The organism is Spirochaeta dissipatitropha (genome assembly GCF_054657935.1).
In genome coordinates this window covers 1-693 of the sequence record NZ_BAAHXT010000050.1, presented here as the reverse complement: position 1 = coordinate 693, position 693 = coordinate 1, and the positions used below count along the sequence as shown (strand labels likewise).

1 pseudogene is annotated in these 693 nt (G+C 47.2%); it reads right to left on the bottom strand.

Annotated elements, in window-relative coordinates:
• Positions 1-450: 450 nt before the first annotated feature.
• Positions 451-693: pseudogene (locus ACYQ2L_RS17180) on the bottom strand (IS110 family transposase); the annotation flags it as partial.

The window sequence follows — 693 nt, the reverse complement described above, 5'->3', positions numbered from 1 at the left end:
CTAACACATATAAGGCCTCCTGCCGTCAAGACATAAAGTGAGCCCGGCCTCGATTTAGTTCGATTCCTGAGTCTTATGCTGACAGATCATGCCGGAGATAGTACGCAATCTGATTGGAAATTCTCAGATTGGAAGTGCAGAACAATGGTCTGCACCAAACACATATCGACGTTCACGTTCGCTAACGTGTCGTAGAATCAATTCTGTACCCGGTTTCCGCCTGATGCAATTGGCAAGAGGTCAGCAAAGCTGCCTCAGTTAGGTGTGCAGGTCAGATCGGGACAGACCACGGAATACTTCCTGCATGATCTGTGTTTGTAAAAGGAAGCCCGTATACCAGTCGAATCAACCGCGAAGGAATCAGCGATCTATTGAGCAGGGAGCAGTAATGGCAGTCAGTGCTGCAGATTAATCTGCTTCGTAATGCTGCTCGTCGCGATGTTGTTCCAGTTAGGCGACATGCTCTGGCATACGGCTTCCGAAAAACAATTCAGGCTGAAATGGCTCCTTTCGTTTTAACATGTAGTACACGGTTCGACCGAGTTTCTGAGCGATAATCGATAATGATTTTGCCCGGCCATATTTCTGTACCATTTTTTCATGCATCTGTTTCGCTGGTGGATTCTGGCGCAGAAACAATACAGCTGCTTCGCTGAATGCCCATTTGAGGTGAGCATTCCCGATTTTATTGTG